The organism is Sphingomonas sp. 8AM, from assembly GCF_902506455.1.
Lineage (GTDB): Bacteria > Pseudomonadota > Alphaproteobacteria > Sphingomonadales > Sphingomonadaceae > Sphingomonas.
In genome coordinates, this window is sequence record NZ_LR733850.1 from 1 (window position 1) to 1640 (window position 1640).

The following is a 1640-nucleotide window of genomic DNA, read 5'->3' on the forward strand; positions in this document are numbered from 1 at the left end:
GCGGTGCACCGGCACCCGGCGGCGGGGGCGGAGGGGCACCCGCACCCGGAGGCGGCGGCGGCGGTGCACCGGCACCCGGCGGAGGAGGCGGCGGCGCGCCAGCCCCCGGAGGCGGCGGCGGTGCGCCGACCTCGCGCACCCCGCCCTGATCGGCGAGGAAGCGCGCACGCAACTGCCCATAGTCGAAGCGCCCCTGCACCAGCACCGGCGCGCCCTTGGTCAGCGTGCCCGCGCCGCGCCCGGCGTCGACCAGCGTCCGTCCGCTCGCATCCTCGACCAGAAAGCGCGTGCCATAGACACCCGCGACGCGCCCGCGCACCGTCACGATGCCGCTGGTCGCGGGCAGCCTGGCGATCGCGGTCGGCACGGTCGGCGCCATCTCGACGCTCGGGCGGGTCAGTTGCACCGCGCCGGCACCGCCGGCGGCACCCATCGCCAGCAAGGCGGCACCGCCGAGCGCGATCCGCTGGCCGCGCGACAGATGCGGGATCATCGAAACCTTCATCACTCACTCCTCTTCGGGTTGATGAGCGATGTTTAGGCGCGCGCCCCGCCACCCGCGCTGAACCGGATCGTTCAGTTTCGGTTTAGGCGACCGGCATAGGGCGCAACGCAGGAAGGAAGGGGCAAGATGCGTATCCTGCTGGTCGAGGACGACCGCGATCTCGGGCCGGCGATCGCGCGCGCGCTGCGCGAGGAGAATTTCGCGGTTGACCTTGCCGTCAACGGCGTCGACGCCGCGCATCTCGGCGAGACCGAGCGGTTCGACGCCGCGGTGCTCGATCTCGGGCTGCCGGGGCGTGACGGCATCTCGGTGCTCAAGGCATGGCGCGATGCGAACCGCGACCTGCCGGTGCTGATCCTCACCGCGCGCGACGGCTGGTCGGACAAGGTCGCCGGGTTCAAGGCCGGCGCCGACGACTTCCTCGTCAAGCCGTTTCGCGTCGAGGAACTGGTGATGCGGCTGCGCGCACTGATGCGCCGCGCGGCGGGCCATGCGCAGGCGCTGCTGACGTGCGGCGCGCTGTCGTTCGATTCGCAGACCGGCGTGTTCGAGCTCGACGGCCTGCCGCTCAAACTGACCGCGTTCGAGTGGCGCGTGCTGTCGCAGTTGATGCTCCACCGCAATGCCGTGATCGAACGCCTCGACCTGCTCGAGCGCGTCTACGAGGGCGATGCCGATGTCGATTCGAACAGCCTCGAGGTGATCGTCGGGCGGCTGCGCAAGAAGATCGGCGCGACGCTGATCGAAACGGTGCGCGGGCGCGGCTATCGGCTGGTGTGTCCGGCATGACGCGGTGGGTGCCACGATCGCTACAGGCGCGGATGCTGCTGGTGTCGGCGGTGGCGACATTGCTGGCGCTGGGGCTGGCGGGGGCAGTGATGGCGGGGCTGCTCGGGCGGTTCGTGACCGAGGGACTCGACCGGCGCCTCGACGCGCAATTGCTGGTGCTCGCCTCGGTGGTCGATGACGAGGGGCGCGTCGCCCGCGCGCGGCTGACGCAGCGGGTCGCGGCGTTCGGCAGCGATCCCGGCTGGCAATGGCGGATCGCAGGACCGGACGGCGCGATCGGCGCGGCCGACGTCCCGGCTCCTCCCGCGGGTCCGCCCACCCCTCCGGCGCCACCCCTACCCGCGCC

2 protein-coding genes and 1 pseudogene are annotated in these 1640 nt (G+C 72.3%); 2 read left to right on the top strand and 1 reads right to left on the bottom strand.

Going from position 1 to position 1640, the window contains the following annotated elements:
• Positions 1–505, bottom strand: a 505-nt coding sequence (locus tag BACI71_RS17570; RefSeq protein ID WP_201297522.1) for a hypothetical protein, incomplete at its 3' end; no start/stop codon positions are given.
• A 126-nt stretch (positions 506–631) separates the two neighbouring features.
• Between BACI71_RS17570 and BACI71_RS17575 the strand changes: the two genes are divergently transcribed.
• Together BACI71_RS17575 and BACI71_RS17580 are read left to right on the top strand one after the other, a co-directional pair.
• Positions 632–1294 carry a response regulator gene (locus BACI71_RS17575; RefSeq protein ID WP_159761495.1) on the top strand — a complete coding sequence of 221 codons (663 nt, stop codon included), beginning with the start codon at positions 632–634 and terminating at the stop codon, positions 1292–1294.
• A pseudogene (locus tag BACI71_RS17580) lies at positions 1291–1640 on the top strand (ATP-binding protein); the annotation flags it as partial. The gene BACI71_RS17575 and the pseudogene BACI71_RS17580, both read left to right, overlap by 4 nt.

What these genes read in the sequence shown, in the direction of transcription:
- BACI71_RS17575 (WP_159761495.1), top strand. Translation starts at nt 632, where the DNA reads ATGCGTATCCTGCTGGTCGAGGACGACCGCGATCTCGGGCCGGCGATC.